At 59.8% G+C, this 24,299-nt stretch carries 27 protein-coding genes and 1 riboswitch; of the genes, 14 read left to right on the top strand and 13 right to left on the bottom strand.

What is annotated here, in order from left to right:
* Positions 1–67 precede the first annotated feature (67 nt).
* On the top strand, positions 68–406 hold the full coding sequence (locus B060_RS0105885) for an ArsR/SmtB family transcription factor (protein WP_035423247.1): 339 nt from the start codon (positions 68–70) through the stop codon (positions 404–406).
* Positions 396–833, top strand: coding sequence for an SRPBCC family protein (locus B060_RS0105880; RefSeq protein ID WP_018080836.1), 438 nt, complete (start codon positions 396–398; stop codon positions 831–833). The genes B060_RS0105885 and B060_RS0105880 overlap by 11 nt, the downstream gene beginning before the upstream one ends.
* Here B060_RS0105880 and B060_RS0105875 read toward each other — a convergent pair.
* From B060_RS0105875 to efp, 3 genes are all read right to left on the bottom strand, one after another.
* Positions 830–1,768, bottom strand: coding sequence for an SMP-30/gluconolactonase/LRE family protein (locus tag B060_RS0105875; protein ID WP_018080835.1), 939 nt, complete (start codon positions 1,766–1,768; stop codon positions 830–832). The genes B060_RS0105880 and B060_RS0105875 overlap by 4 nt on opposite strands.
* Before the next feature lie 112 nt (positions 1,769–1,880).
* The gene (locus tag B060_RS0105870; protein WP_018080834.1) at positions 1,881–2,681 is read right to left on the bottom strand and encodes an inositol monophosphatase family protein; all 801 of its coding nucleotides are present in this window, start codon (positions 2,679–2,681) and stop codon (positions 1,881–1,883) included.
* A 152-nt stretch (positions 2,682–2,833) separates the two neighbouring features.
* Positions 2,834–3,400, bottom strand: a complete 567-nt coding sequence (gene efp, locus B060_RS0105865) for an elongation factor P (protein WP_018080833.1) — start codon at positions 3,398–3,400, stop codon at positions 2,834–2,836.
* Between the two features lie 318 nt (positions 3,401–3,718).
* A riboswitch (cobalamin riboswitch) is annotated at positions 3,719–3,928 on the top strand.
* A 98-nt stretch (positions 3,929–4,026) separates the two neighbouring features.
* Between efp and metE the strand changes: the two genes are divergently transcribed.
* Entirely contained in the window at positions 4,027–6,330 is a 2,304-nt protein-coding gene (gene metE, locus B060_RS0105860; RefSeq protein WP_018080832.1) for a 5-methyltetrahydropteroyltriglutamate--homocysteine S-methyltransferase, read from the top strand.
* A 66-nt stretch (positions 6,331–6,396) separates the two neighbouring features.
* The gene (locus B060_RS0105855; protein WP_018080831.1) at positions 6,397–7,086 is read left to right on the top strand and encodes a hypothetical protein; all 690 of its coding nucleotides are present in this window, start codon (positions 6,397–6,399) and stop codon (positions 7,084–7,086) included.
* A 239-nt stretch (positions 7,087–7,325) separates the two neighbouring features.
* Here the strand turns inward: B060_RS0105855 and thiE are convergent, their stop codons facing one another.
* Positions 7,326–7,952, bottom strand: a complete 627-nt coding sequence (thiE, locus tag B060_RS0105845) for a thiamine phosphate synthase (protein ID WP_018080829.1) — start codon at positions 7,950–7,952, stop codon at positions 7,326–7,328.
* 233 nt (positions 7,953–8,185) lie between these two features.
* On the opposite strand from thiE, the gene B060_RS0105840 reads away from it, so the two are divergent.
* The 5 genes from B060_RS0105840 to B060_RS23915 all read left to right on the top strand — a co-directional run bounded on the left by B060_RS0105840 (position 8,186) and on the right by B060_RS23915 (position 12,103).
* On the top strand, positions 8,186–8,890 hold the full coding sequence (locus tag B060_RS0105840; RefSeq protein ID WP_018080828.1) for a glycine zipper 2TM domain-containing protein: 705 nt from the start codon (positions 8,186–8,188) through the stop codon (positions 8,888–8,890).
* 130 nt (positions 8,891–9,020) lie between these two features.
* On the top strand, positions 9,021–9,206 hold the full coding sequence (locus B060_RS0105835) for a (2Fe-2S)-binding protein (RefSeq protein ID WP_018080827.1): 186 nt from the start codon (positions 9,021–9,023) through the stop codon (positions 9,204–9,206).
* A gap of 144 nt (positions 9,207–9,350) precedes the next feature.
* Positions 9,351–9,836, top strand: coding sequence for a bacterioferritin (gene bfr / locus B060_RS0105830; protein WP_026172633.1), 486 nt, complete (start codon positions 9,351–9,353; stop codon positions 9,834–9,836).
* Between the two features lie 151 nt (positions 9,837–9,987).
* A complete protein-coding gene (locus tag B060_RS0105825; protein WP_018080825.1) occupies positions 9,988–10,920 on the top strand; it encodes a class I SAM-dependent methyltransferase in 933 nt (310 codons plus the stop codon).
* 16 nt (positions 10,921–10,936) lie between these two features.
* On the top strand, positions 10,937–12,103 hold the full coding sequence (locus tag B060_RS23915; protein ID WP_018080824.1) for an alpha/beta fold hydrolase: 1,167 nt from the start codon (positions 10,937–10,939) through the stop codon (positions 12,101–12,103).
* Positions 12,104–12,128: 25 nt separating this feature from the next.
* Here the strand turns inward: B060_RS23915 and hisN are convergent, their stop codons facing one another.
* The 4 genes from hisN to B060_RS0105800 all read right to left on the bottom strand — a co-directional run bounded on the left by hisN (position 12,129) and on the right by B060_RS0105800 (position 14,729).
* Complete coding sequence (hisN, locus tag B060_RS0105815; protein WP_018080823.1) at positions 12,129–12,953, bottom strand: histidinol-phosphatase; 825 nt, start codon at positions 12,951–12,953, stop codon at positions 12,129–12,131.
* A 273-nt stretch (positions 12,954–13,226) separates the two neighbouring features.
* Positions 13,227–13,610, bottom strand: coding sequence for a helix-turn-helix domain-containing protein (locus B060_RS0105810; protein WP_018080822.1), 384 nt, complete (start codon positions 13,608–13,610; stop codon positions 13,227–13,229).
* A 221-nt stretch (positions 13,611–13,831) separates the two neighbouring features.
* Positions 13,832–14,365, bottom strand: coding sequence for a protease adaptor protein RcdA (gene rcdA, locus B060_RS0105805; protein WP_018080821.1), 534 nt, complete (start codon positions 14,363–14,365; stop codon positions 13,832–13,834).
* A 148-nt stretch (positions 14,366–14,513) separates the two neighbouring features.
* Positions 14,514–14,729, bottom strand: a complete 216-nt coding sequence (locus tag B060_RS0105800; protein ID WP_035423240.1) for a DUF1192 domain-containing protein — start codon at positions 14,727–14,729, stop codon at positions 14,514–14,516.
* Positions 14,730–14,829: 100 nt separating this feature from the next.
* On the opposite strand from B060_RS0105800, the gene B060_RS0105795 reads away from it, so the two are divergent.
* The 4 genes from B060_RS0105795 (at position 14,830) to B060_RS0105780 (ending at position 18,736) form a co-directional block, all read left to right on the top strand.
* Positions 14,830–15,897, top strand: a complete 1,068-nt coding sequence (locus tag B060_RS0105795; protein WP_026172631.1) for an NAD(P)H-quinone oxidoreductase — start codon at positions 14,830–14,832, stop codon at positions 15,895–15,897.
* Positions 15,898–15,932: 35 nt separating this feature from the next.
* Positions 15,933–16,073 (top strand): hypothetical protein, encoded by a 141-nt coding sequence (locus tag B060_RS27110; RefSeq protein WP_018080818.1) that lies wholly within the window; start codon positions 15,933–15,935, stop codon positions 16,071–16,073.
* 154 nt (positions 16,074–16,227) lie between these two features.
* Complete coding sequence (locus B060_RS0105785; protein ID WP_018080817.1) at positions 16,228–17,856, top strand: ABC-F family ATP-binding cassette domain-containing protein; 1,629 nt, start codon at positions 16,228–16,230, stop codon at positions 17,854–17,856.
* Between the two features lie 166 nt (positions 17,857–18,022).
* Positions 18,023–18,736, top strand: coding sequence for a DUF1013 domain-containing protein (locus B060_RS0105780; protein ID WP_018080816.1), 714 nt, complete (start codon positions 18,023–18,025; stop codon positions 18,734–18,736).
* A gap of 117 nt (positions 18,737–18,853) precedes the next feature.
* Here the strand turns inward: B060_RS0105780 and B060_RS0105775 are convergent, their stop codons facing one another.
* The 5 genes from B060_RS0105775 to rpmI form a co-directional block, all read right to left on the bottom strand.
* Positions 18,854–19,069 carry a hypothetical protein gene (locus B060_RS0105775; RefSeq protein WP_018080815.1) on the bottom strand — a complete coding sequence of 72 codons (216 nt, stop codon included), beginning with the start codon at positions 19,067–19,069 and terminating at the stop codon, positions 18,854–18,856.
* 361 nt (positions 19,070–19,430) lie between these two features.
* Entirely contained in the window at positions 19,431–21,830 is a 2,400-nt protein-coding gene (gene pheT, locus B060_RS0105765) for a phenylalanine--tRNA ligase subunit beta (RefSeq protein ID WP_018080813.1), read from the bottom strand.
* Between the two features lie 50 nt (positions 21,831–21,880).
* A complete protein-coding gene (gene pheS, locus B060_RS0105760) occupies positions 21,881–22,954 on the bottom strand; it encodes a phenylalanine--tRNA ligase subunit alpha (RefSeq protein ID WP_018080812.1) in 1,074 nt (357 codons plus the stop codon).
* 135 nt (positions 22,955–23,089) lie between these two features.
* Positions 23,090–23,449, bottom strand: a complete 360-nt coding sequence (rplT, locus tag B060_RS0105755) for a 50S ribosomal protein L20 (RefSeq protein WP_018080811.1) — start codon at positions 23,447–23,449, stop codon at positions 23,090–23,092.
* 15 nt (positions 23,450–23,464) lie between these two features.
* Positions 23,465–23,662, bottom strand: coding sequence for a 50S ribosomal protein L35 (gene rpmI / locus B060_RS0105750; protein WP_018080810.1), 198 nt, complete (start codon positions 23,660–23,662; stop codon positions 23,465–23,467).
* Between the two features lie 164 nt (positions 23,663–23,826).
* Between rpmI and B060_RS0105745 the strand changes: the two genes are divergently transcribed.
* Positions 23,827–24,297, top strand: coding sequence for a GFA family protein (locus tag B060_RS0105745; RefSeq protein ID WP_031220588.1), 471 nt, complete (start codon positions 23,827–23,829; stop codon positions 24,295–24,297).
* Positions 24,298–24,299: the final 2 nt, after the last annotated feature.

Genomic DNA, 24,299 nt, shown 5'->3' with positions numbered 1-24,299 from the left:
TTATTATATTCATCCAAATGGTTGACTATTGGGTTGCGTTCACATATTCAACCTTATGGGTGAATATGTGAACGACGATGATCTGTCACGCATTCTGAAAGCTGTTGGCGACACCACGCGACGGCATATCCTCACGCTTCTGGTTCAGGAGGGGGCGATGAGAGTGACGGCGCTCGCCGCGCATTTCGACATGTCCCTCAATGCCGTTTCCAAGCACATCAAGGTGCTGGAAGAGGCGGGGCTTGTCGCCCGAAAGACCCTGGGTCGTGAGCACTTCATCGCGGCCGAACTCGGACGGTTAAGCCTGACCGAAAGCTGGTTCGGGAAACTGAAATCTATATGGGAACTGCGCCTTGCGGCGCTGGACAATCTACTTGTTTCAAAGGATGAGCAAAATGCTGAATGAACTTGAACTGACTGTAACCCGTACCATCGCCGCTCCACGCGAGGTCGTCTTCAACGCCTGGCTTTCGCCGGTGACGCTGGCGACCTTCATGCGCACCGCCGCCGATGGCGTCGAGGCGCGTAACGTCACCACCGATCCGGTCAAGGGCGGTCGCTTTATGATCGTCATGGTGACGCCAGAGCGCGAAATTCCGCATTCTGGCACCTATCTCGACATCACGCCCTTCTCGCGTCTGTCCTTCACCTGGGAGTCGCCGCATTCGCTTGATGACAGCGTGGTGACGATCGACTTCGCCGAGCCCTTTCCCGGCCAGACCGAGATCACCCTGAAACAAGTCAAGTTCCGTAGCGAGCAGGCACGCGACGGCCATATTGGCGGCTGGACGGCAATCCTCGGTTATCTCGATGGAAGCCTTATGACGGCTTAACCAGCGAAGGCATTGGTCGGCAGGCCCCTGTGACCGCGCAGAAGCAGGGCCGGCACCTCAAACAAGGTGCCGGCCTGCGGATCATCGGCATCCACCGGTGGCTGGGCGGCGGTGGTGACGAACAGGCGATCAAGGCCCGCGCCGGCAAACGTCATGCTGGTCACCTGTTTCGCTGGAATCCGGATATCGAAATCAAGCTTGCCATCGGTCGTGTAACGGCTGATCCGGCTTCCATTATAGTGCGCCACCCAGATGCCATCGTCGGCATCGACCGTGAGGCCGTCCGGTGAGCCGACATCTTCCGCAAACTTGGTGAAGACACGCTTGCCTGACAAAGATCCATCGGCCGCCATATCGAAGACATAGACGAGGCCTTCGCTGGTTTCGTTGTGATACATGCGCTTGCCATCGCGCGAGAAGGCAGGGCCGTTGGTGCAAAGATAGGGGGCATCCATCTGGTGCACGCTCAGGTCGGCGTCGATGCGATAGAGGGCTGCGGTCTTTTGGTTGAACGGCATATGCATGGTGCCGGTCCACAGCCGGCCTTTGGCGTCCACCTTGGCGTCGTTAAGCCGGTTGTCGGTCTTGTCAGCCTCGATCTCGAACAGCGGCGTCAGTTTGAACGGCTCAAGCGTCAGCGCATGGACCGTGCGCAGGATGCCGACAAGGAAGCCACCCGATTGGCGCAGCACAATCCAGTCGATGAGGTCCGGCATATCCCAGCTCTGCGCGCTGTTATCGGCCAGCCGCAGGGCGTTGAGCTTTTTGCCGCGAATATCGACCCAATAGAGCGTGTTGTCACGCGCTGACCACAGCGGTCCCTCGCCAAGAATGGCGCCGCCCGGACTGCGCGCGCTCGGTGTTTCGGCGGCGATGGCTGGCAAGGCGAAGGCGGCGGCCGCGCTCATCAGCGCTAAACGGCGAGTGATCTTCATGGCGTCTTCTCTCTGTTTTTTGAGAGAATAGCGTCATGAAGATCACCCGCCGTCAAGTCATTCCATTCGTCGTCGCACGCTCAGACGCTGGGCGGCAGGGGCCAAACCCCTGCTACTTAGCCAGGTGGAGTTTGTCGAGCAGCACCGGATAGAGGTCGAGATTGGCGCAGATCAAATCGCCGCTGTGCAGCGGGCTGCCTTCACCATCGATCGAGCCGAACTTGCCGCCGGCTTCCTGGATAAAGAGCAGACCGGCCGCCATGTCCCAGGGCTTCAGGCCGCGTTCCCAGAAGCCGTCGAGTTGACCGGCGGCGACATAGGCGAGGTCGAGCGAGGCGGCGCCGTTGCGGCGGATGCCGACGGTGCGCTGCATGATCTGGTGCAGTTCTTTCAGCGCCTGGGCGTGGCCGGGCTTGCCGATGAAGGGCAGGCCGGTGCCGATCAGGCATTCATCGAGGTTCTTGCGTTGGCTGACGCGCAGGCGGCGGTCGTTGTGGAAGGCGCCCTTGCCTTTTTCGGCCCAGTAGAGATCGTTGGTGACCGGATTGAAGGTCACGCCGGCGACGATCTCGCCATCACGCTCCAGCGCCACGGTACAGGCGAAGTGCGGGATGCCGTGCATGAAGTTGGTGGTGCCGTCGATGGGGTCTACGATCCAGCGGTGGGTCTTGTCGGAGCCGATGACCTCGCCCGATTCTTCACCGAGGAAGCCGTAGCCGGGACGGACGCGCAGCAGTTCTTCCTTCAGCGCGGCTTCGACGCGCTTGTCGGCGGCGGTGACGAAATCGCCCGGACCTTTTTTGGAAACCACCAGTTCGGCCACTTCGCCGAAATCACGGGCGACGCCCTTGCAGCCCTTGCGCACCGCGCCGACCATAACCTGAATGAGTGAGGATTGAAGTACGGCAACCATGGGGAGGGCCTCTTAACTGGATTTACAATGTATTTGGCTGCCCCCGCTCCTAGAAGCGACAAATCCTTGTCGTTTCTAGGCTAGGGCGACTGCCCGCCCGAGCCTTTGCGAGGCTCTAAGCAAAAAAAAGCCGAATAATATCGCCAGCGATATTAATCGGCGCGCTTCATGTACTCGCCGTCGATGGTCGAAACGACGATGCGTTCGCCCACGCCCATGAACGGCGGGATCATGACGCGCATGCCATTCGAGGCCTTAGCGGGCTTGTAAGACGACGAGGCAGTCTGGCCCTTGATGGTGGGCTCAGTTTCGACCACTTCGAGCACGACGGTGTCGGGCAGGGTGATCGAGATCGGGCGTTCGTCGTGGAATTCCAGGGTGACCACCATGCCGTCGTGCAGGTATTGGATCTGGTCTTCGCCGACCCAGTCTTCGTGCAGGGAGATCTGCTCGTAGTTTTCCTGATCCATGAACACCAGCATGTCGCCTTCGGTGTAGAGATAGAGGTGGTCTTTTTGCTCAAGGGTGACGCGCTCGACGGTTTCTTCGGAGCGCAGACGTTCGTTGAGCTTGGTACCGGTGATCAGGTTCTTCAGTTCGACCTGGGCGAAAGCGCCGCCCTTGCCGGGCTTTACGTGGTGCGATTTAACGACGGACCAGAGGCCCTTCTGATATTCGAGCACCATGCCGGGCTTGATCTGGTTAACGTTGATTTTCATGGAATACGACTTGTCAAAGAGGAGAATAGGTTGGCGGCGTTACTACGCGCAACGACTGCGAAAGGCAAGGGGGCAGGAAACTTCGTGGCCAGGGCGCACTTGTAACCCTCTGTCGGATAGAGGATGGCCCGCCTTCCCGGATATGCGGGCTAAGCGGCTTTTGCGGGCATTGTGACCTTCTTCGGAAGGATCGGTCTGATCTATAGACACAGGAACGGATTGATCTGGTCAACGCCTTCCTTCGCATGTGTGGTGCAATCGGCATAATCATATAAAGATATCTTTATATCTTTATTGACTTGGCTTTCGTAGCGGTATAGCTTTGACGCTGACTGAGGTCTGCCGGTGCCTGTTTGCGCCGGGAGCTAAGAGGGAAGCCGGTGCCCCGTCACAGGGAAATCCGGCGCTGTTCCCGCAACTGTGAGCGAGGAGTTGTGAACCGCAATAGCCACTGGGTGACAGCCTGGGAAGGTCGGTTCGGAGCGATGATACGTGAGCCAGGAGACCTGCCCCGGTCGCATATCAACCACGGGCGGGGTTTCCAGTGGGGCGCTGGCTGACGGGCTTTTCGCCCGCCTGCTGTCATGCGTTCAAATGAACCTTTGCTCCCTTTATGGGATCAAACCATGTCTACTCTACACGTTGCCAATCTCGGTTACCCGCGGATCGGCCTGCGGCGCGAACTGAAGTTCGCGCTCGAATCCTGTTGGTCCGGCAAGACGGACCAAGCGTCATTGCTGGAAACGGCCAGGACCTTGCGCGCACAAAACTGGCTGCGTCAGAAAGAACTGGGGGTCGATATCCTGCCCTCGAACGATTTCTCACTCTATGACCACCTGCTCGATACCGCCTTTATGGTGGGGGCGATCCCAGAAGCCTATAAGGGAGCCAGCGATCTCGACACCTATTTCCGTATGGCGCGTGGCGCCGGCGAGGTGTCGGCCTGCGGTCATAACCATACGGGCAGCGTCACGGCGCTGGAAATGACCAAGTGGTTCAACACCAATTATCACGTTCTGGTCAGCGAACTGAAGCCGAGCCAGCCCTTCGAACTGGCGCACAACAAGCCGCTCAGCGACTATAATGAAGCGAAGGGACTGGGGCACCAGACCCGTCCGGTGCTGGTCGGGCCGGTGACCTTCCTCAAGCAGGCCAAGGCGGCGATCGGCGGTTTCAATACGCTTAGCCTGCTGCCGCGTCTCTTGCCGGTCTATGCCGAGGTGCTGCGAAGCTTGCGTGACGCCGGCGCTGAATGGGTGCAGATCGATGAGCCGGTGCTGGCCAATGCGCCGAACGGGCAGGTGGCTCTGGCCCTGACCGAGGCCTATGCCCATCTGGCGCGCGAAGTGCCGGGGCTGAAACTCATGCTGACCTCCTATTTCGACGCGCATGACGCCAATGTCGATCTGGCCTTCTCCCTGCCGGTGACAGGCGTCCACGTCGACCTGACCGTGCGGCCCGATCTGCTGGAACGCCTGCCGGAACTGGCGGATGGCAAGACGGTATCGCTTGGCGTCATCGATGGCCGCAACATCTGGAAGACCGATCTCAACGCGCTCGTGGCCCGTCTGGCGCCGGTCATCAGCCAACTGAACGACGTCATCCTGGCGCCGTCCTGTTCGTTGCTGCATGTGCCGATCGATTTGGAACAAGAGGACAAGCTGGATGCCGATCTGAAGTCCTGGCTGGCCTTCGCGGCGCAAAAGCTGCACGAGCTTTCCGTGCTGAAGGCGGCGCTGTCCGGCCTTGATGTCAGCGCCGAACTGGCGGCCAAGGCGCAAGCCATCGCGGCGCGCAAGGTCTCGACGCGTATCCATAATGCGGGCGTGGCCGATCGCATCGCTCGTCTGACACCGCCGATGAGCGAGCGCCAGAGCCCGTTTGCCGAGCGCATCCTCAAGCAGCGCAAGCGCCTGAACCTGCCGCTCTATCCGACCACGACCATCGGTTCTTTCCCGCAAACAGCCGAGGTGCGCAGCGCCCGCCTGCAACACAGCAAGGGGCAACTTAGCGACGCCGACTATGACGCCTTCCTCAAGGCGGAGACGGCCAAAGCGATCGCCTGGCAGGAAGAGATTGGCCTCGATGCGCTGGTGCATGGCGAATTCGAGCGCAATGATATGGTGCAGTATTTCGCTGAGCAGCTTGAGGGCTATGCCTTCACGCAATCCGGCTGGGTGCAGTCCTACGGCTCGCGCTACGTCCGTCCGCCGGTGATCTTCGGTGACGTGTCGCGTCCCAAACCGATGACGGTCGATTGGGCGGTCTATGCGCAATCCCTGACCACAAAGGTGATGAAGGGTATGCTGACCGGTCCGGTGACCATGCTGCAATGGGCCTTCGTGCGCGATGACCTGCCGCGCAGCGCCGTCTGCCGCCAGATCGCACTGGCGATCCGTGACGAGGTGCTCGATCTTGAAGCCGCCGGCATCCGCATCATCCAGATCGACGAGGCAGCGTTCCGCGAGGGCCTGCCGATCGATCCGGCCAAATGGGACGCCTATCTCGACTGGGCGGTGGAATGCTTCAAGCTGTCTTCGGCCGGCGTGGCCGACGAAACCCAGATCCACAGCCATATGTGCTATTCGGATTTCAACGACATCATCCGCGCTATCGCGGCTATGGATGCCGATGTGATCTCCATCGAGACCTCGCGCTCGAACATGGAACTACTGGAGGCCTTTATCGACTTCAAGTATCCCAACGAGATCGGGCCAGGTGTCTATGACATCCATAGCCCGCGCGTGCCGGAGGAAGCGGAGATGGAGCGCTTGCTGGAAAAGGCCGGTCAGCGTCTCAAGGCCGAGCAGATCTGGGTCAATCCGGACTGTGGCCTCAAAACGCGCGGCTGGGCCGAAACCAGACCGGCGCTGGAGCGCATGGTCGCCGCGGCCAAGGCCCTGCGCGCCACGCATCCGGTCTGGGTGTAAAGCCCTACTGGTCAGGCCCGCATCTTGCCGTTAAGATGCGGGCCTTAACCCTTTTAAGGCAGCCTGATGATCCGCAAGACTACGAGCGTTGTTATGGTAACGGGACTTTTGGTTGCCTGTTCGCCGCAGAAGAAGACAGATGAGGCGCCGCAGGCCTCCGCGTCTTCGGCATTTGCCTCGGCAGCGGCGGCAGTGCCGATGGCTGTCGACACCCTGTCCTGCGCTGGCCCGGTCAAGCAGGGCGATACCGCCAAGAGCCTGATGGCGACCTACGGCAAGGATGCGACTCTGGGCATGATCCCCGGCGCCGAAGGCACAGAAGAGAAGGGGCTTATCCTCTTCGACAAGGACTCTAAGCACCGGCTGGAAGTGTTTTTTGCCGATGAAGCGATGACGCAGGTGTCGCTCGTCATGGCCCGCGGCACGTCAACCGCCTGGAAGGGGCCGGAAGGCCTGCACCTTGGCAGCAAGCTGGGTGACATCGAACTGGCCAATGGCCGGGGCTTCACTGTCGGCGGTTTCGACTGGGATTACGGCGGTTATGTCAGCGATCTTAAGGGCGGCCGGCTGGCGGAAATCCCCGGCGGCTGCATGTTCGGCCTGCGCATGGGCTTTGCCGAAGGCAACACCAACCCTGTGCCGGATTCGCTGATCGGCGAGCGCACACTGGATTCCGGCGATCCGGTTTTGAAAAAGGCATCACCCGTGGTGCAGGAAATGACCATCGGCTGGTCGGTTGCGGAGCCCGCCGCTTAAATCAGGTTGGCGCTCTAATTTTGTTTTTACGCGCTTTTTGATCCGAAAAGTGCGTCACACTTTTAGGAAAGCGCTCTAGCACAGAACCATCGCGGCCGCGAAGGCCATGGTGGCGATGAAGGCAAGGCCCAGCACGGCAAAGCCCAGAGTATATTTCGTTTTGACTGTCATAACCGGCCCCGCAGAAGAGGGCCGACTATGCCATATGCAACGAAATAACAAAGTTACATCGTCGTAATTTAGCCCGCGATGGCCGTCAGAAGGGCTTTCACGCCGGCGGCGGCGCCTTCCGGATGGTTCCACACCGCACCCGACACGGCGATGAAGTCAGCACCGGCCTCGGCGACGTCGCGGGCGTTTTCCGCTGTGATGCCGCCGATGGCGACGCACGGAATCTCGATCGTTTCCTGCCAGATGTTGAGCGTTTCCAGATCCGCCATGTGCTCGACCTCTTTCGTCGTGGTCGGGTAGAAGGCGCCAAAGGCAACGTAATCCGCGCCAGCCTCGGCGGCGTCCATGGCCAGGTCGCGGCTGTTATGGCAAGTGACGCCGATCATGGCCTCCTTGCCGAGCAGGTCGCGGGCTTCCTTCAGCGGCATGTCCGACTGGCCGATATGGGCGCCGTCGAGCTTGAGCGATTTCACCAGTTGCACGCGGTCATTCATCAGCACGGCGACGCCGAGGTTTTGCGCGATCGGCGCGATCACCTTGGTGATGTTGATAAGGTCGTAATCGCTGATGTCTTTCAGGCGGATCTGCAGGGCGGCGACGCTGCCGGCCTTAAGCGCGGCTTCGAGTTCGCGCGCGAAGGCGTCGACGTCGGGAATGGCGGGCGGGGTGATGAGATAGAGGCGGGTCTTGGTCATGTCGGTGGTTTGCCTGAAATGTGCTGTCAGGGCAAGGCCGGAGGCCAGCAAACACAAGTCAAATACAGGCCAAATACAGGCCAAACACAAGGAAGCGCTAAGGAGACTTGCTTATCGCGTCCTTACCTGTGGGCCAGCGTTCCGCATTGTTCCCTTCAAGGTGCGGATTATATTGCCAATTCACTGAGGCGCGCACGCGCGACCCTCAAGGCATAACGAAGGAGATTACCCCCATGACGCACACCAAAACCAAAGTAATGGCGGGGGCGGCGCTTATTCTGGGTATGACCGTCGGCTCAACCGCGGCGCAGGCTCAAAACCAGTACCAGAATTCATCCGAATATGACGGCTATTGCTATGTCAAAAAAGGTTCGAACACCACCGGCACCGTTGTCGGCGCGGTGGCGGGCGGCGCGCTCGGCAGCCAGGTTTCGAAGAACGAACGCGGCCTTGGCACGGTGGCTGGCGCGGTGCTGGGCGGCGTGATCGGTAATCAGGTCGGCAAGAGCAATGACCGCTGCCTGAACGGCGCGTATTACTCCTACGAGAGCGGCTATTATCAGCCGGGCTATGCGCCGGACGATTATAACGTCGTCTATTATAAGAGCCGTCCCAACACCAAGATGTACGATGTCGTCTATTACGACAATCAACGCCGCACCACGCCGGGCTATGGCTACAATCAAGGCACCCAGGGCGGTTATAACAACGGCCAAAATAACGGGCAACCTTACAGCAATGGCCAGGCCTATAATCAAGGCGTACAGGGCTGGCGTGACAACACCGGCACCTGGCGCGAAGGCCGTCCGGTCGCGTTTGGCTGGAAAGACAGCAGGGGGCGTTGGCACGAAGGTCAGCTTCAGGCCTATGGCTACAAGGACCGTAATGGCACCTGGCGCGAAAGCAGCTCACAGAGCGGCTACAACAACAATCGCTAAGCTTTAGCGGTCGATCTGAAAAGCCCTCCGGTTTGTACCGGAGGGCTTTTTTATTGTGCGAATGACTTGCAATAGAATTAACGGGATGCTATTTGAGACGTATTCGCATTGTCATCCAGCCGAGTTGCCCGTGTACGTCTGTAATTGTAACGCTATCCGTGAACGCGACGCCCGCAACGCCATTGAGTCTGGCGCCAGCACCGTCAAGGCCGTTTTCGATCACTGCGCCACGCGCCCTCAGTGTGCCAAATGCGTGTGCGATATCCGCCAGATGATCGATGACGCGCAAATCGCCATGTCGATGGCGGCCGAATAGTCAGTCATTTCAGACTGTTAAATCTGCGAATATGTCTTATTGTCATTCGCAGCAAGTTTTTGATTTCATTCAAAAAAATACTTCACATGCGCGAATGCGGCCTTTATGATGCGCGCTACACTCTACCGCACACAGGAGCGCGCCATGAAGGGTCAACCCGAAATCATCAAGCTGTTGAACAAGGTGCTCACCAATGAGCTGACCGCCGTCAATCAGTACTTCCTGCACGCGCGCATGATCGAAAACTGGGGCATGTATCACCTCGGCCGCATCGTCTACAAAGAGTCGATCGAAGAGATGAAGCACGCTGATATGCTCATCAAGCGCATCCTGTTTCTCGATGGCCTGCCCAATCTGCAAGACCTCAACAAGCTGCGGATCGGTGAGACCATCACCGAGTGCATGACTTCTGATCTGGCGGTGGAAACCGGTGGTCACGCCACGCTGGTGGCCGGCGTTAAATACTGCGATGACCACATGGACTATGTCAGCCGCGAACTGCTGCGCCGTATTCTGGAAGACACCGAGCACCATATCGACTTCCTCGAAACCCAGCTTGGCCTGATCAAGCTGATGGGGGAGCCGAACTACATCCAGAGCGCCATGAAGGAAATCGAAGGCGAAGGGTAAAGTCCACAAGGCCTTCATTGTGACAAGGGCAAGTGCCCGCCGGCGCTGTTGCGCCTAAAAAGTCCAATTCCTCTTTGACCTTTGAGATTGAACCTCCTAACCTGCCCGCGCGGTCACCACGAGTGATTTGCCAGAAGCTGGGACCGGATGTTTGAGCCTTATTAGTCGCAGAAATTTTACCCGGCTCGGACTGGGCGCAACGCTTGCGCTCGGACTGGGCGCAGGGCTGTCCGCTTGCGGGCGCAAACCGGGCAATAATGTCGCCATCGATCCGGATGCCGATCCGTCGGAAGTGATTGATCAGAAGTTGGCCCAGCAGGAAGGCACGCTCGAATGGGCGGTCTCCGGCAACTGGCGCAACAGCACCGACAAGGCGCGCGACAAATACCGCCATCCGCTTGAAACGCTGAATTTCTTCGAGGTCAAGCCGCGCGACAAGATCATCGATATGTGGCCGGGCGCCGGCTATATGACCGAGATTCTGGCACCCTTACTGGAACACGGCAAGGGCCAGTACGTCGCCGCCCTGTTCGAGAGCCAGGCGCCGGAAGCCGCCGCCACCACTCTGATGGAGAAGTACAAGGCCCATCTCGACGGCAACAAGAAACTCTATGGCACGCCGAAATACACCGCTTTCGGGCCGGAAAGCCCAGCCCTGATCGAGGCCGACAGCGCCGATTGTGTGCTGATGCTGCTGGTGATCCATGACTGGATCGCGCAGGGCATAGCCGAAAAAGCCTTTACCGACGCCTATGCGGCGTTGCGGCCCGGTGGTATACTGGGTGTTGAGCAGCATCGCGCTGATATCGGCAATGTGCAGGACCCGGGCGCCACCAATGGCTATGTGCAGGAACCCTTCGTGCGCCAACTCGCCGCCGAGGCCGGATTTCAGTTCGTGGCCGCCAGCGAGATCAACGCCAATCCGAAAGATGACAAGGATCATCCATTTGGAGTGTGGACCTTGCCACCACAGCGATTGACAGCGCCGCGCGGACAGGCGCCTAATCCGGAATTCGATGGCACCCTGTACGAATCAATCGGCGAAAGCGACCGGATGACTCTGAAATTCAGGAAGCCGCAATAATGGGGACCAGACCGACGTGAGCCGTATAGCCGCCCTTTCGACCAGCGCACCGCTTATGTTCACGCCGGAATCGCGTGTGCCCGAAGGCGGCGTGGGGGAATGGTTCCGCGGCGCCGGTGGCCTGCGCCTGCGACTCGGCTTCTGGCATGTGTCGCACCACACCAATCGTCCGGCGCGCGGCACGGTGTTTATCTCGCCGGGACGTTCCGAGCCGATCGAAAAATATTATGAGGTCATCCGCGACCTTTTGAGCCGCGATTTTTGCGTGGTGGCGCATGACTGGCGCGGGCAGGGGCTTTCGGCGCGCCTGTTGCCGGATCGCCTGAAATGCCATGCGCGCTCGTCCGATGAATTCCTTGATGATTTCCAGCGCCTGCTCGATGCCTTTGAGGAGCGTGCGCCGAAACCCTGGGTCATGCTGGGGCATTCGATGGGGGCGGCGCTCAACCTCGCCACCCTGGTGAAGGGCGAGACGCGTATCGCCGGCGCTTGCTTCACCAACCCTATGCTGCGCGTCAAAACCGGCAAGCACAGCCTGTGGTCGGTCAATTTCCAGACCAACTGGCAGGTCAATCATGGCCGCGGCACCGACTATATCCCCGAACTGTTCGATGATCCGTTCATGAACACCTTCGAGGAAGACGCCCTGACGCACGATCCGGTACGCTATGATCTGTGGCGCGAACAACTGTTCGCCTGTCCGCACCTGGCGGTCGGATCGCCGACCTGGGGCTGGCTGCAGTTCGCGCTCAAGCTGGGTGAGGCCCTGCTGAAGGATAAGGACAAGGGTCTCAAGAAGATCAAGACTCCGATCACTATTATCTGTTCGGGTGATGATCATGTCATCAACAAGCAGCCGTCCAAGCTGTTCGCCAAGAAACTCGGCAAGGCGCAATATATCGAGATTGTCGGGGCCGAGCATGAACTGCTGATCGAGGCCGACACCTACCGTCAGCAGACGATAGAGGCGTTCGACGAACTGGTGGATTTCGTGGCACCGCGTATTCTGGAAGGCCAGGCGCGCAAGCTGGTTCAGGACAACATAGCGGTGGGTCTGCCAGCGGCGGACATCGCCGAGGTGGCTTCCGAGCTGCCCGAAGGCATCTCACCCGAGAGCCTGATTTCGGAAGAGGCACCGTTTTTGGATGATCCGGCGCCCCGGGATGATCACAAACTGGCTTAGAGCGCTTTCCGAAAAGTGTGATGCTCTAATCGGCCGCTACGCGCAGATGCGTCAGAGCCTCATCGATCAGGGCTTGCGAGCCGGCGGCCAGCACCTGTCCGGCTTCGGGCCCCACCGGCTGGCCGTGCCAGTTGGTGACGACGCCACCGGCGTTTTCGATGACCGGAATAATGGCTTCGATGTCCCAGGGTTTGAGGCCCGTTTCCAGCGCGATATCCATTGTACCCGCCGCCACCATGGCGAAGGCGTAGGCGTCGCAGCCATAGCGCACCAGCTTGGCTGTGGTACGTAAGCGCGCATAGGCTTCGACCTCGGCGCCGGTATAGAGATGCGGGTCGGTGGTGCCGATCACGGCGTCGGCCAGGCCTGAGCAGGCGCGGACGGCCAGCGGCGTGCTGCCCTTTGGCGTGATCAGGCGCGAACCGAGCGGCGAGCCGATATAGACCTCTTCGAGCACCGGCTGGGCGATGACGCCCAGCACGGGGCGGCCCTGATAGCGCAGGCCGATCAAGGTGGTCCAGAGCGGCAGGCCGGAAATGAAGGCGCGGGTGCCATCGACCGGATCGAGCACCCAGATGTAGTCGGCGTCGGTGTTTTCACTGCCGTATTCCTCGCCGATAATGCCGTGCTCGGGATAGCGAGCATTGATCAGTGCGCGGATGGCGCGTTCGGCGCCCTTGTCGGCCTCGGTGACCGGATCAAAGTCGACATCGGCGCGGCTGGCATTGCCTTTGTTGATTTCGCTCAAGTCGCGCAGGCGGAACAGGGGCAGGGCGGCGCTGGCGGCGGCGGCGGACAGTTCGAGCGCAAAGGCTTCGAGGGCGGCGTAATCGGGGGCATTTTGAGACATGAAACCCGCATAGCCTGAGCGGCCATGCGGGTCCAGAGGTTTGTAGCAGGTGTGCTTTGGTAAAGTCAGAAACCCCACCACCACGAGCCATTCGTTGCGTGTCCTAGTTCGAGTCGGCTCGCGGTCCCCGGCACCGGCCGCCTGACGAGCGGGGAGGTACAAGGCGGTCTCCAAAATTCATGCATTGAATTTTGGCAAGGGCAAAGCGCGCCCGAGCCGTTGCGAGGTGTCTCTTACGAACAAGGCTTAAGCTGAAATGCCAAGCATTTCGGCTTAAGCCGCTTGCTCGTTTTCGCCGTTCAGGCTCTTGGCCAGATCGAGCAGACGACGGCGCGGACGCTCTGACAGGCGGTAATAGGCCTGGATCAGGTCGAGCGTTTCCTTGCGCGAAAACACCTCGATGCCTTCGTTGTTCACGGCGGCGACTTCGGTCTTCTCGTCGGTCAGGCCGTCGTAGAAATAGTTGATCGGGGTTTCCAGCGCCTTGGCCAGTTGGAACAGGCGGGCGGCCGAGATGCGATTGGCGCCGCATTCGTACTTCTGGATCTGCTGGAAGCGGATGCCGACAGCGAGGGCGAGTTGTTGTTGCGTCAAACCGAGCAGGCGACGGCGACGACGCAGACGCTTACCCAGATGCAGATCGATATCGGTAGCCATGATTTCAAACCCCTGGTTCGTGTGTGGCGCTGTGTCGAAGTGATACAGCTCGCCTTATGGGTTTCAAACCTCATGCCACAAGCGACTTTGTGTCCCAAAGGACTCGCTTAAACGGGGAGACGTCCTTGCTGAACAAGGCTTTGCGAACCTTGTTACGGTGGGCGCATGAAAAAGGCGTGCACCGGAATGCACGCCTCAAACTTCAGAATGGAACGCCTGGGTTACGCTTCGAGGCCGGAGAACTTTTCAGCGCCAAAAGCGTTTTGCAACATGGCCATCTGGCTGATGACCTGATTGACCTTGGGCTCGTCGTCTTCGCCGTCGATAAACATGCGCTTGTCCATGTGGGAGATGCGCTCGTACAGGCGGTTGGAACGGTCAAGCAGGTTGAGCAGACCGCCGGGCAGGGCTGGGGCCTTGTCGCCGGCTTCGAGCGCCAGGGCGGCGACGCGGTACTTGTCGTCGCAGGCGTCATTGGCATCCATGTCGCCTTCGCGGACGGCGCGCTGCACCAGGAGCCACGAGGCGATCTGCATCAGGCGGGTGGTCAGGCGCATGCTTTCGCCGGCGTAGAGCAGGGCGTCTTCGCGGCTGAGCAGGCGGGAATCGCGGCGGCCATCACCATCGAGATAGGCGGCGGTTTCCTCGACGAGCGCCATGCCCTCCTTGAACGTCCGGTCGAACAGATCGGAAGAAGCGAAATCGCGCACAATGGAGACGCGTGCGTTCAGGGTGGGGGCCGTGCTGTCGGACATACTATGGAGCCTTATGCTAAAACTATATCGGCGAAGTCTGTTCTGACCCGCTTTTGCACCATCCGGTGCGCGTGCCATCATGAAAACGTCTCACCCGGCCCTGCAACGCTTGTGCCATTCGTGCGGAACCCATGACGGTGAGTTATCGTTAAGTATCCTTAAAAGAGAATAAAGCGTCGGCCGCCGACCGGCGATTTTTTTTACGCTCCATGATCTCGCGCACCCGCACGATCTCGCTCTCCAGGGTCTGTATACGCACCTGCAAGTCCTCGACACTGTAAGGATCAAGGTCTTCGTGAACCAAGGTGTGCAACGGACCGCCACTGCGCAGCGCCAGCGCCTCATTGTCGTCTAAGATCGCCATCCTATATATCCCGTGTAGACAGTCATTCACGTTCCGGGCCATCGTCCGGTCAAAGATGAAGCGCCTCTTACGCGAAGAAATCAAGGAAAACGAATCAGCCATGAAAGTCATTTCGATACGCGGCGCGGGCCAGAGTGCTGCCGATCTTTACCTTGACGACAAGCCGCGTCCTGAAGTCGCGCCTGGGTATGTGCTAATTCGGACCAGCTTCGCCGGCGTCAACCGCCCGGACATCCTGCAACGGCGCGGTGTCTATCCGCCGCCACCGGGGGCGTCGGAGGTCCTGGGACTTGAGGTCTCCGGTATAATTGAAAGGATGCCGCCGGACATCAGTCGACCGCGTGACGCGCTGATTCACCCGGCTCTCTTCGGCCCCGAAGGGGCAGAGCAAATCATGTTCGATGATATCGGCTGGAATCTGGGTGATCCGGTTTGCGCACTCGTCAATGGCGGTGGCTATGCCGAGTTCGTGGCGGTCGATATCCGCCACCTGCTGCCGATCCCGAAAGGGCTCGATCTGGCGCAGGCGGCGTCCCTGCCGGAAAACATCCTGACCGTCTACGCCAACCTGATGGAACATGGCGCCTTGCAGGCCGGCGAAACCGTACTTGTGCATGGCGGCAATTCCGGCATTGGCGCGACGACGATCCAGATGGCCAAGGCGATGTTTAAGGACCTTGGTGGCGCCAGGGTCATCGCCACGGCGCGCGGCGCGGATAAATGCGCCTTTGCAAAATCCCTGGGTGCCGATCTGGTCATCGATACCGATACGGAAGATTTCGTGGCGGCGGTGAAGGCTTTTGGCGGCGCCGATGTGGTGCTGGATATCGTGGCTGGTGATTTTTTTGGCAAGAACCTGGCCTGCCTCAATATGCGCGGTCGCATCGTTCAGGTTGGCTTCGGCAAGGAAGCAACCGTGGAGATTGACCTGCGCCGCATCATGGCGAAACAGGCGATCGTGACCGGATCCATGCTACGGCCCCGTTCCGCCGATGAAAAGGCGCGGATCACCGCCAAGGTGCATGAGCGCGTATGGCCGCTGATCGAGAAGGGGCTAATCAGGCCGATCCTTGAGGAGCGCTTTGCTTTCGCGGATGCCGCGGGCGCGCATGCGTGGATGGATAAGGGGGATCACAAAGGAAAGGTTGTGCTGGACTTACAGGCATGATATTGAATTGAACATTGTTCAAAACTGGTGATCTTATGAAAAAGTGGATGATATGGCTGGGGCTGGCCGTCGTGATTGTGGTGGGGGCTGTCCTGGGTGTCGGCAAATGGTTCGACCCGCATGACGCTTGTCTTGATAGCGGCGGGCGGTGGACAGAGCAGCATTGCGAGTATTGAACCACGGGGCTTGCTCTTTGGCTGGGCCTTCTTAAATCCGTGCGCGCCCTTCCCAAACCGGCCGCGCCATTGTAGACCCCTGCCAAATGTCGCAGCCAGGATGCCATAAGCCTGACGGTCGCGCCTAAATCCCTGTTGTCAGTAGTAGAACCGCATGATCCGTCTCGATAATATCAGCAAGCAGAATGGCCACCAGATCCTGTTCATCGACGCCTCGATGGGGATTCAGAAGGGCGAGAAGGTCGGACTTGTGGGGCCAAACGGCGCCGGCAAGACGACGCTTTTCCGCATGATCACCGGCCAGGAGCAGCCCGATGACGGGCAGGTCGGCATCGATGCCGGCATGACGATCGGCTATTTCAGCCAGGATGTCGGCGAGATGTCGGGCCAGAGCGCGGTCGCGGCGGTGATGGATGGCGTAGGGCCCGTGAGCGCGCTCGCCACCGAAATGGCGAAGCTGGAGGCGGCCATGGTCGATCCGGATCAGGCCGACGACCTGGACGCCACCATGGAACGCTATGGCGACGTGTTGGAGCGCTTTCAGGAACTGGACGGTTATGCGCTGGAGGCGCGGGCGCGCGAGGTTTTGGCGGGACTGAGCTTCTCGCAGGAGCGCATGGATGGCGATGTCGGGCTTCTGTCGGGCGGCTGGAAGATGCGCGTGGCCCTGGCCCGCATCCTGCTGATGCGACCCGACGGCATGCTGCTCGACGAACCCTCCAACCACCTGGATCTCGAAAGCCTGATCTGGCTTGAGGCCTTCCTTAAAAACTATGATGGCGCCCTGCTGATGACTTCGCACGATCGCGCCTTTATGAATCGCATCATTGGCAAGGTCGTCGAGATCGACGGCGGCTCGCTCATCACCTATTCGGGCGATCTTGATTTCTACGAGCAGCAGCGGGCGCTCACCGAGAAGCAGCGACAGGCGCAATTCGAGCGTCAGCAGGCCATGCTTGCCAAGGAAATCAAGTTTATCGAGCGCTTTAAGGCGCGGGCATCGCACGCGGCGCAGGTCCAGAGCCGGGTGAAGAAGCTCGACAAGATCGAACGCGTCGAGGCCCCCCGGCGCCGTCAGGCGGTTCATTTCGAGTTTCGCAGCCCGCCGCGTTCGGGTGACGACGTGCTCAACCTGCGCAATGTCCATAAGGGCTACGGCAGCCAACCGATCTATTCCGGGCTGGATTTTCTGGTGCGCCGCAAGGAGCGCTGGTGTGTGCTGGGTGCCAACGGCGCCGGCAAATCCACCCTGCTGAAACTGGTGGCCGGCGATACGACCCCCGATCAGGGAACGGTCAGCATCGGTGCCAGCGTCAGGATGGGCTATTTCGCCCAGCACTCCATGGACCTGCTCGATGGCGAAGAAACGATTTTCGAGTCGCTCGACAGCTCGTTCCCGCAGGCCGGCCAAGGGGCGCTGCGCACATTGGCGGGGTGCTTTGGCTTCTCCGGCGACGATGTCGAAAAGCCCTGCCGCGTGCTCTCCGGTGGTGAGAAGGCGCGTTTGGTGATGGCCAAGATGCTGTTCGATCCGCCGAATTTGCTGGTGCTCGACGAACCGACGAACCACCTTGATATGGCGACCAAGGAAATGCTGGTCGCAGCCCTTGCCGATTTCGAAGGCACCATGCTCTTTGTTTCGCACGACCGCCATTTCCTGTCGGCGCTCTCGAATCGCGTTCTGGAACTGACGCCAGAGGGCGTGCATCGCTACGATGGGGGCTATAGCGAATATGTGGCCCGCACGGGTCAGGAAGCGCCGGGATTGCATCCGGGCGGCTAGCTGAAAGAATAAAGCGTCGTGTCAGTCAACGCTTGAGTTCGCCTCTTCCCTTCCGCTCGAAATCGCTCTATACCATCCTCACAACACACGCGCCCGGCCGAAAAGGCCGGGCGTAGCCATTTCTGGAGGGTCGCTACGGCCGTCCATCCAACCAAGGATACACACCATGTCCGACATCCTGATGCCCAAGGCGACCGCCGTCTGGCTCGTTGACAACACCTCGCTCGGTTTCGACCAGATCGCCGATTTCTGCGGCCTGCACCTGCTCGAAGTGAAGGGCATCGCTGACGGCGAAGTGGCGCGCGACATCCGCGGCGCCGACCCGATCGCCAATGGCCAGTTGACCCGCGAAGAACTGACCAAGGCCGAGACGACCCCGACCTACCGCATGAAGGCTCTTGTGTCGCGCCACGCCGAACTGCTGAAGCCGACCAAGAAGGCCCCGCGCTACACGCCGGTGTCGCGTCGTCAGGATCGCCCGGACGCGATCTTGTGGTTCGTCAAGAACCACCCGGAAATCACCGATGCGCAAATCTCCAAGCTGCTCGGCACCACCAAGTCGACCATCGAGCAGGTCCGTTCGCGCGGCCACTGGAACTCGGCCAATATCAAGCCGGTCGATCCTGTGACGCTTGGCCTGATCGGCCAGATCGAACTGGACGCCGCCGTCAAGAAGGGCGCTGACGCCAAGCGCAAGCAGGCTGAAAAGCTCGGTATCCCGCTCGATGATCCGTCGCTCAAGCCGGCCGTCACCGTGCAGCCTGCCTTTGAGGAAGAAGACGACAGCCCCTATGCCAAGAAGAACGACCTGTCGCTCGAAGACGTCTTCGGCAAGGGCGGCGGCAAGTTGTCCGAGCCGGAAGAAGACGACGACTTCTAAGCTTCGCCATAGCAGACATAAAGAAAGCCCGTCGGAGTTCCGGCGGGCTTTTTAAGTTCAGGGGTGGGGGACTTGGTCAGGAAATGTCCAAATCGTCTTAGATTTAGCCAGGGTGCATTAGGTCTTGATGTCCAGCAGCTTGCCAAGCATGGCGTCGGCGGCTTTGAAGACGCTGATATTGGCTTCAAAGGCTGTACGTGAATCGATCTGTTCAACCAGGTCGGTCAGGATGTCCTTGCCGTCACTGGCATTTTTTACCGTGCTGCTGGCCGCCTTGTCGAAGCGGTTGCTGGCGGAAACAATGCCCTGATATGCTGTACTGATCGCGTTCATGTGGATAAGTATGCGCGCGAAAGTTTAATGCCGTTTTTAAAGAACGGGTTAACAGCGGTTAGGCATGTCAGGCCATAAAGCCGAGGTTGGAAGTGGCGAAGCGGCCGATATTGGGCAGGATGCGTTCATCGCTTGGGTTATGAAAATCCACGTGCCGGTCCATTGCCAGTTTACTTAAGCCACTAGCTATGTTGGCGAGGTGTTAACGACTCCCTAAGTCCGAGAAGGCCGTTCTTAGCCGGCACATAATCGTGAAGTGAGACGCCATTTGCGTGAACATATTTTGCGCAAATGGCGTCTCTGATTGGCTTAGAGCCTTCGTCGGCTCTGTAACGTGGCCTCCGCTTTTCGGCATGAGGCTCTAGGTGCGGAGGATGGCCCCGACTTTTTGCGCGGCGGCGATGATTTTGCTGCTGATCGCTTCGATTTCAGGCTCGGTCAGGGTCTTGTCGGTCGGGGTGAGGGTCACCTCGATGGCGAGCGATTTCTGACCTTCGGGCACGCCTTGGCCGCGATAGACGTCGAAGACCTGCGCCTCGCCGATCAGGGTCTTGTCAGCACCCTTGATGGCGCGGACCAGATCGCCGGCGGCCAGCTTTTCATCGCCAAGGAAGGCGAAATCGCGGGTCAAAGGCATCAGGTTCGACAGGCTAAGCGCGCCCTTCGATTTGCCGGACTTAGACTTAGGCGCCGGCAGGTTATCGATGCGGATTTCAAACCCGACATAAGCGCCGCTCAGGTCCATGGCCTTGAGCACGGCCGGATGCAGTTCGCCAAATTCGGCAACGATCTGCTTGGGGCCAAGTTGCAGACGCGCCGAACGGCCGGGGTGCCAGTGTGCGGCGTTGGAGCCCTGCAGCAGTTGCAGCGAGGCGACAGGCGCGCCCATGGCGTCGAGCAGGGCCATCAGGTCGCCCTTGAGCGCGAACAGGGCGTCTTCGCCAGCCGCTTGCCAGCTCCGCGCCTTGCCCGGCGCTTTCAGGACGGTGATGGTCGGCTTCTGGTCATTGGGCTCCAGACCGAGATAGATCGGCCCGATTTCGAACAGTTGCGCGCCGGCATGACCACGCGCGGCATTGCGGCCGGCGGCTTCGAGCAGGTTCGGCAAGGCCGAGGGGCGCATGCAGTTCAGTTCGGAGGCGATGGGGTTGGCCAGCACCAGTTTGTCATCACCGCCGCCGAACAGTTTGGCCCAGTCCTGACGCATGAACGACCAGGTGACGGCTTCGGAATAGCCATAGGCGGCGAGGGCGCGACGGGCGGTGCGGGCCTTGGCCTGCTGTGCGGTTAACACGCCGCCCGGACGCAAACCAACCGAAGGCAGGGGCGTGGCGGGGATATGGTTGAAGCCGTAGATGCGGGCGACTTCTTCGACGAGATCGGCCTTGCCGTCCACGTCACGACGCCACGACGGCACCCTGACGGTCCAGCTTGCGCCGGTGGTGACGCCAAAGCCGAGCGCGGTCAGGATGTGCTCGATCTTGTCGGTCGGCACGTCGAGGCCGGTCAGTTGCGCCACATAGGCCGGATCGAAGGTGACATCGGGACGGCCTTCGATGGCGGCACCGGTTTCCACGACCTCGGAGGCTTCACCGCCGCAAAGATCGAGGATCAGTTGCGTCGCCAGTTCGAGACCGGGGCGGGTGGATTGCGGATCGACGCCGCGCGCGAAACGGTATTGCGCGTCGGAATTAAGGCTTAAGGTGCGGCCGGTCTGGGCGATGCGGATCGGCTCGAACCAGGCGCATTCCAGAAAGACCTCAGTCGTGTCGTCCGACACACCGGTGCTTTCGCCGCCCATAACGCCGCCAAGACCGATGGGGCGCTGGCCCCCGGCATCGGCGATGACGCACATATCGGGACCAATGTCGTAGGTCTTGCCGTCAAGCGCGATCAGTTGCTCATCGTTTGGGCCGTTATGATGGCCAAGGCGGGCTTCCAGCGTGGTGCCGACGAGCTTGGCGACATCATAGACGTGCAGCGGACGGGCGCGATCGAACGACAGATAGTTGGTGATATCGACCAGCGCGCTGATCGGCTTGAGGCCGATAGATTTCAGCTTATCCTGCAGCCACTTCGGCGACGGGCCGTTCTTCACACTGCGGATAACGCGGCCGGTGAAGTGGCGGCAGGCGTCGCCATCGATCTTGACCGTGATCGATGAGGGGAAGCTGCCCTTGACCGGGGTGACCGTCGTTTCGGTGAAGGTGCCAAGGCCGGTGGCGGCGAGATCGCGGGCGATGCCGTGAACGCCCAGCCAGTCGGGGCGGTTGGGGGTGACTTCAAAGTCGATGACGGGCTCGGCACCGAAAACCTGGGCTGCGGGTGTGCCGACGGCCAGATCATCGGAGAGCTCCAGAATGCCGTCGGATTCGCTGTCGATCTGCAATTCGGCGCCGGAGCACATCATGCCGTTGGAGACGACGCCGCGCACCGGCTTTTCAACGAGGGTGACGCCCAGGCCGGGCACATAGGCGCCGATCGGGGCGTAGATGGTGGTCAGGCGGGCGCGGGCATTGGGGGCGCCGCAGACGATTTCCTTGAGGCCGTCAACCGTATCGACCTGCAGCACCTGCAGGCGGTCCGCATTAGGGTGCTGGGCGGCGGAGATCACCTTGGCGACGGTAAAGGGCTTGAGCGCCTTGGCGGGATCGTGGATGTCCTCGACTTCGAGGCCGGCCATGGTCATGGCGGCGGCCACCGTGTCGATATCGGCGTCGGTCTTGAGGTGATCTTTAAGCCAGGAGAGCGAGAATTTCATGTTCTTATCTTTTGTTTCGAGGTCCAGGAGGCTGAGCCTCCGGGTCTTTCTTAGCTGAGGCCAGATGCCGAGTTCGGGGCGCTAAAACCACTAAAGCCGTAGTGGCCAAGCCAGCGCGTATCGGCGGCGAACATGTCGCGCAGATCGGGCACGCCGTATTTCAGCATGGCCAGACGATCGACGCCCATGCCCCAGGCGAAGCCTTGATATTCATCGGGATCGATACCGCAGGCACGCAGCACGTTCGGATGGACCATGCCGCAGCCGAGCACTTCGAGCCACGAGTCGCCGGAGCCGACTTTAAGTTCACCCTTTTCCCACGAGCAGCGCACATCGAGTTCGGCCGAGGGTTCGGTGAACGGGAAGTGGTGCGGGCGGAACTGGGTGGTAACGTCGTTGGTCTCGAAGAAGTGCGAGATAAAGGTTTCCAGCACCCATTTCAGATGGCCCATATGCGCCGTTTTGTCGATCACCAGACCTTCGATCTGGTGGAACATCGGCGTGTGGGTCTGATCTGAGTCGCAGCGGAAGACGCGGCCGGGCACGATCAGGCGGAACGGCGGCTTGCCGGATATCATCGAGCGGATCTGCACCGGCGAGGTATGGGTGCGCAGCAGCTTGCGCACGCCGTTTTCATCGGGGTTGAAGAAGAAGGTGTCGTGCATTTCGCGCGCCGGATGCTTCTTGGGGAAGTTCAGGGCGGTGAAGTTGTGGAAGTCGTCCTCGATATCCGGCCCTTCGGCGACCTCGAAGCCCATGTCGGCGAAGATGGCGATCATCTCGTCCATGACCTGAAGCGTGGGGTGAACGCCGCCTTTCGGGCGCGGTGCGGAGGGCAGGGAGAGGTCGATATGTTCCCTGGCCAGACGCTCGGCCAGATGAGCGGCTTCAAGCGTCGCCTTGCGGTCATCAAGTGCCGACTGAATGACATCGCGCACGGCGTTGATGGCGGCACCGGTGGTTTTGCGCTCTTCCGGCGGCAGGGCGCCCAGGGTCTTGAGCAGGCCGGAAATGCGGCCGGTCTTGCCTAGCGCCGATACGCGCACGGCGTCGAGCGCGGCCAGATCGGTGGCGGCGGTGATTTCAGCGGCGATTTCGCTCTGGAGTTCGGCGTAAACGGTCATTTTGCGTGTCTTTGAGTGGAGAAGCTTTGGCGAGTGTTTAGGCGATGTTGCGAGGCGCGGAAAGCGGAAATTTGGACAATAAAAAAGCCCCGCGACCGGTGAAGGTGCGGGGCTTTTTCGTCAGCTTGAAAAGCCTTAGGCAGCCAGGGCTGCGCGCACCTTAGCGGCGATGGCGCTAAAGCCCGGCATGTCGTGCATGGCGATGTCGGACAGAACCTTGCGGTCCATGTCGATGCCGGCAACGTTCAGGCCGTGGATGAACTGCGAGTAGGTGTAGCCTTCGATGCGGGCAGCCGCATTGATGCGTTGAATCCACAGGGCGCGGAACGAACGCTTCTTGTTGCGACGGTCGCGGTAGGCGTATTGACCCGAACGGTCAACGGCCGCCTTGGCGGTGCGGATGGTGTTCTTGCGGCGGCCGTAGAAGCCTTTGGCAAGTTTCAGAACTTTTTTGTGACGGGCGTGGGAAGTTACGCCTCTTTTAACACGAGCCATATGTGTCTGCTCCTCTTAGGCGTAAGGCATGTAGGATTTGATCTTCACGATGTCCGGCTTGGACATCACTTCGGTACCCCGGTTTTGACGGATGTACTTGGCGTTGTGAGAGATCAAACGGTGACGCTTACCGGCAACGCCGGCCTTTACCTTGCCTGAGGCAGTGATGCGGAAACGCTTTTTAGCGCCCGACTTGGTCTTCAACTTGGGCATTTCATGTACGGCTTGGTTAAAGCCGCCCTCTATAGGAAATTAAGACCCGCCTAGGCATGCCTTTAGCCTGTCGGGTCAATAAGAACGGCGGGTGTTACAGGAAAAGGGTTGGAAGCGCAAGGGCTGAATCGGTACAAGGGCTTGCTCAATCCAGGAGATATATCATGCCCTTGGTCAAGTTGCCGCGATTCCCAGTCCATGGTGCCTGCCAATGTGGACACATTCGCTATCGTCTGAATGCCGCGCCGGTGGTCTTTTATCTATGTCACTGCACGCATTGTCAAAAACAGTCCTCTTCGGCGTTTGGTGAATCCGTAAAGGTGCGTGCCAGCGATGTCGAAGTTTTTGGGGAACCGGCTGTTTTCATGGTGACCGCAGACAGTGGTAAAACCAAGCGCTGTGAATTTTGTCCGGAATGCGGAACACGATTGTTTCATGGGCGGTTCGTAGGTGCCGAGACCTTCAATATCAAAGGCGGTACGCTGGACGACGCCTCATGGCTCCGACCCGCCGGACATATCTGGACAGCCTCGAAACAAGCGTTTTTCGTTATCAGTCCGGATGAACTGGCTTATCCTGCTGATCCGGATTATGCGAAGCTAAGTGAAAGATGGCGTGAGATGATCGGGACATAGAG

The organism is Asticcacaulis benevestitus DSM 16100 = ATCC BAA-896 (assembly GCF_000376105.1).
Lineage (GTDB): Bacteria > Pseudomonadota > Alphaproteobacteria > Caulobacterales > Caulobacteraceae > Asticcacaulis > Asticcacaulis benevestitus.
Note: the sequence above shows the minus strand (reverse complement) of the source record. Positions and strands in the feature narration are given on the sequence as shown.

Excerpts from the sequence above, each read along its gene's own strand:
- pheS (WP_018080812.1), bottom strand. The coding sequence starts at position 22,954 with ATGACCGTTTACGCCGAACTCCAGAGCGAAATCGCCGCTGAAATCACC.
- B060_RS0105840 (WP_018080828.1), top strand. The coding sequence starts at position 8,186 with ATGACGCACACCAAAACCAAAGTAATGGCGGGGGCGGCGCTTATTCTG.
- B060_RS0105810 (WP_018080822.1), bottom strand. The coding sequence starts at position 13,610 with ATGGCTACCGATATCGATCTGCATCTGGGTAAGCGTCTGCGTCGTCGC.
- pheT (WP_018080813.1), bottom strand. The coding sequence starts at position 21,830 with ATGAAATTCTCGCTCTCCTGGCTTAAAGATCACCTCAAGACCGACGCC.
- B060_RS0105745 (WP_031220588.1), top strand. The coding sequence starts at position 23,827 with ATGCCCTTGGTCAAGTTGCCGCGATTCCCAGTCCATGGTGCCTGCCAA.
- B060_RS0105880 (WP_018080836.1), top strand. The coding sequence starts at position 396 with ATGCTGAATGAACTTGAACTGACTGTAACCCGTACCATCGCCGCTCCA.
- rplT (WP_018080811.1), bottom strand. The coding sequence starts at position 23,449 with ATGGCTCGTGTTAAAAGAGGCGTAACTTCCCACGCCCGTCACAAAAAA.
- rpmI (WP_018080810.1), bottom strand. The coding sequence starts at position 23,662 with ATGCCCAAGTTGAAGACCAAGTCGGGCGCTAAAAAGCGTTTCCGCATC.
- metE (WP_018080832.1), top strand. The coding sequence starts at position 4,027 with ATGTCTACTCTACACGTTGCCAATCTCGGTTACCCGCGGATCGGCCTG.
- B060_RS0105780 (WP_018080816.1), top strand. The coding sequence starts at position 18,023 with ATGTCCGACATCCTGATGCCCAAGGCGACCGCCGTCTGGCTCGTTGAC.
- B060_RS0105855 (WP_018080831.1), top strand. The coding sequence starts at position 6,397 with ATGATCCGCAAGACTACGAGCGTTGTTATGGTAACGGGACTTTTGGTT.
- bfr (WP_026172633.1), top strand. The coding sequence starts at position 9,351 with ATGAAGGGTCAACCCGAAATCATCAAGCTGTTGAACAAGGTGCTCACC.
- B060_RS0105800 (WP_035423240.1), bottom strand. The coding sequence starts at position 14,729 with ATGGCGATCTTAGACGACAATGAGGCGCTGGCGCTGCGCAGTGGCGGT.
- rcdA (WP_018080821.1), bottom strand. The coding sequence starts at position 14,365 with ATGTCCGACAGCACGGCCCCCACCCTGAACGCACGCGTCTCCATTGTG.
- hisN (WP_018080823.1), bottom strand. The coding sequence starts at position 12,953 with ATGTCTCAAAATGCCCCCGATTACGCCGCCCTCGAAGCCTTTGCGCTC.
- efp (WP_018080833.1), bottom strand. The coding sequence starts at position 3,400 with ATGAAAATCAACGTTAACCAGATCAAGCCCGGCATGGTGCTCGAATAT.
- B060_RS0105870 (WP_018080834.1), bottom strand. The coding sequence starts at position 2,681 with ATGGTTGCCGTACTTCAATCCTCACTCATTCAGGTTATGGTCGGCGCG.
- B060_RS0105785 (WP_018080817.1), top strand. The coding sequence starts at position 16,228 with ATGATCCGTCTCGATAATATCAGCAAGCAGAATGGCCACCAGATCCTG.
- B060_RS0105775 (WP_018080815.1), bottom strand. The coding sequence starts at position 19,069 with ATGAACGCGATCAGTACAGCATATCAGGGCATTGTTTCCGCCAGCAAC.
- B060_RS0105875 (WP_018080835.1), bottom strand. The coding sequence starts at position 1,768 with ATGAAGATCACTCGCCGTTTAGCGCTGATGAGCGCGGCCGCCGCCTTC.
- thiE (WP_018080829.1), bottom strand. The coding sequence starts at position 7,952 with ATGACCAAGACCCGCCTCTATCTCATCACCCCGCCCGCCATTCCCGAC.
- B060_RS0105795 (WP_026172631.1), top strand. The coding sequence starts at position 14,830 with ATGAAAGTCATTTCGATACGCGGCGCGGGCCAGAGTGCTGCCGATCTT.
- B060_RS27110 (WP_018080818.1), top strand. The coding sequence starts at position 15,933 with ATGAAAAAGTGGATGATATGGCTGGGGCTGGCCGTCGTGATTGTGGTG.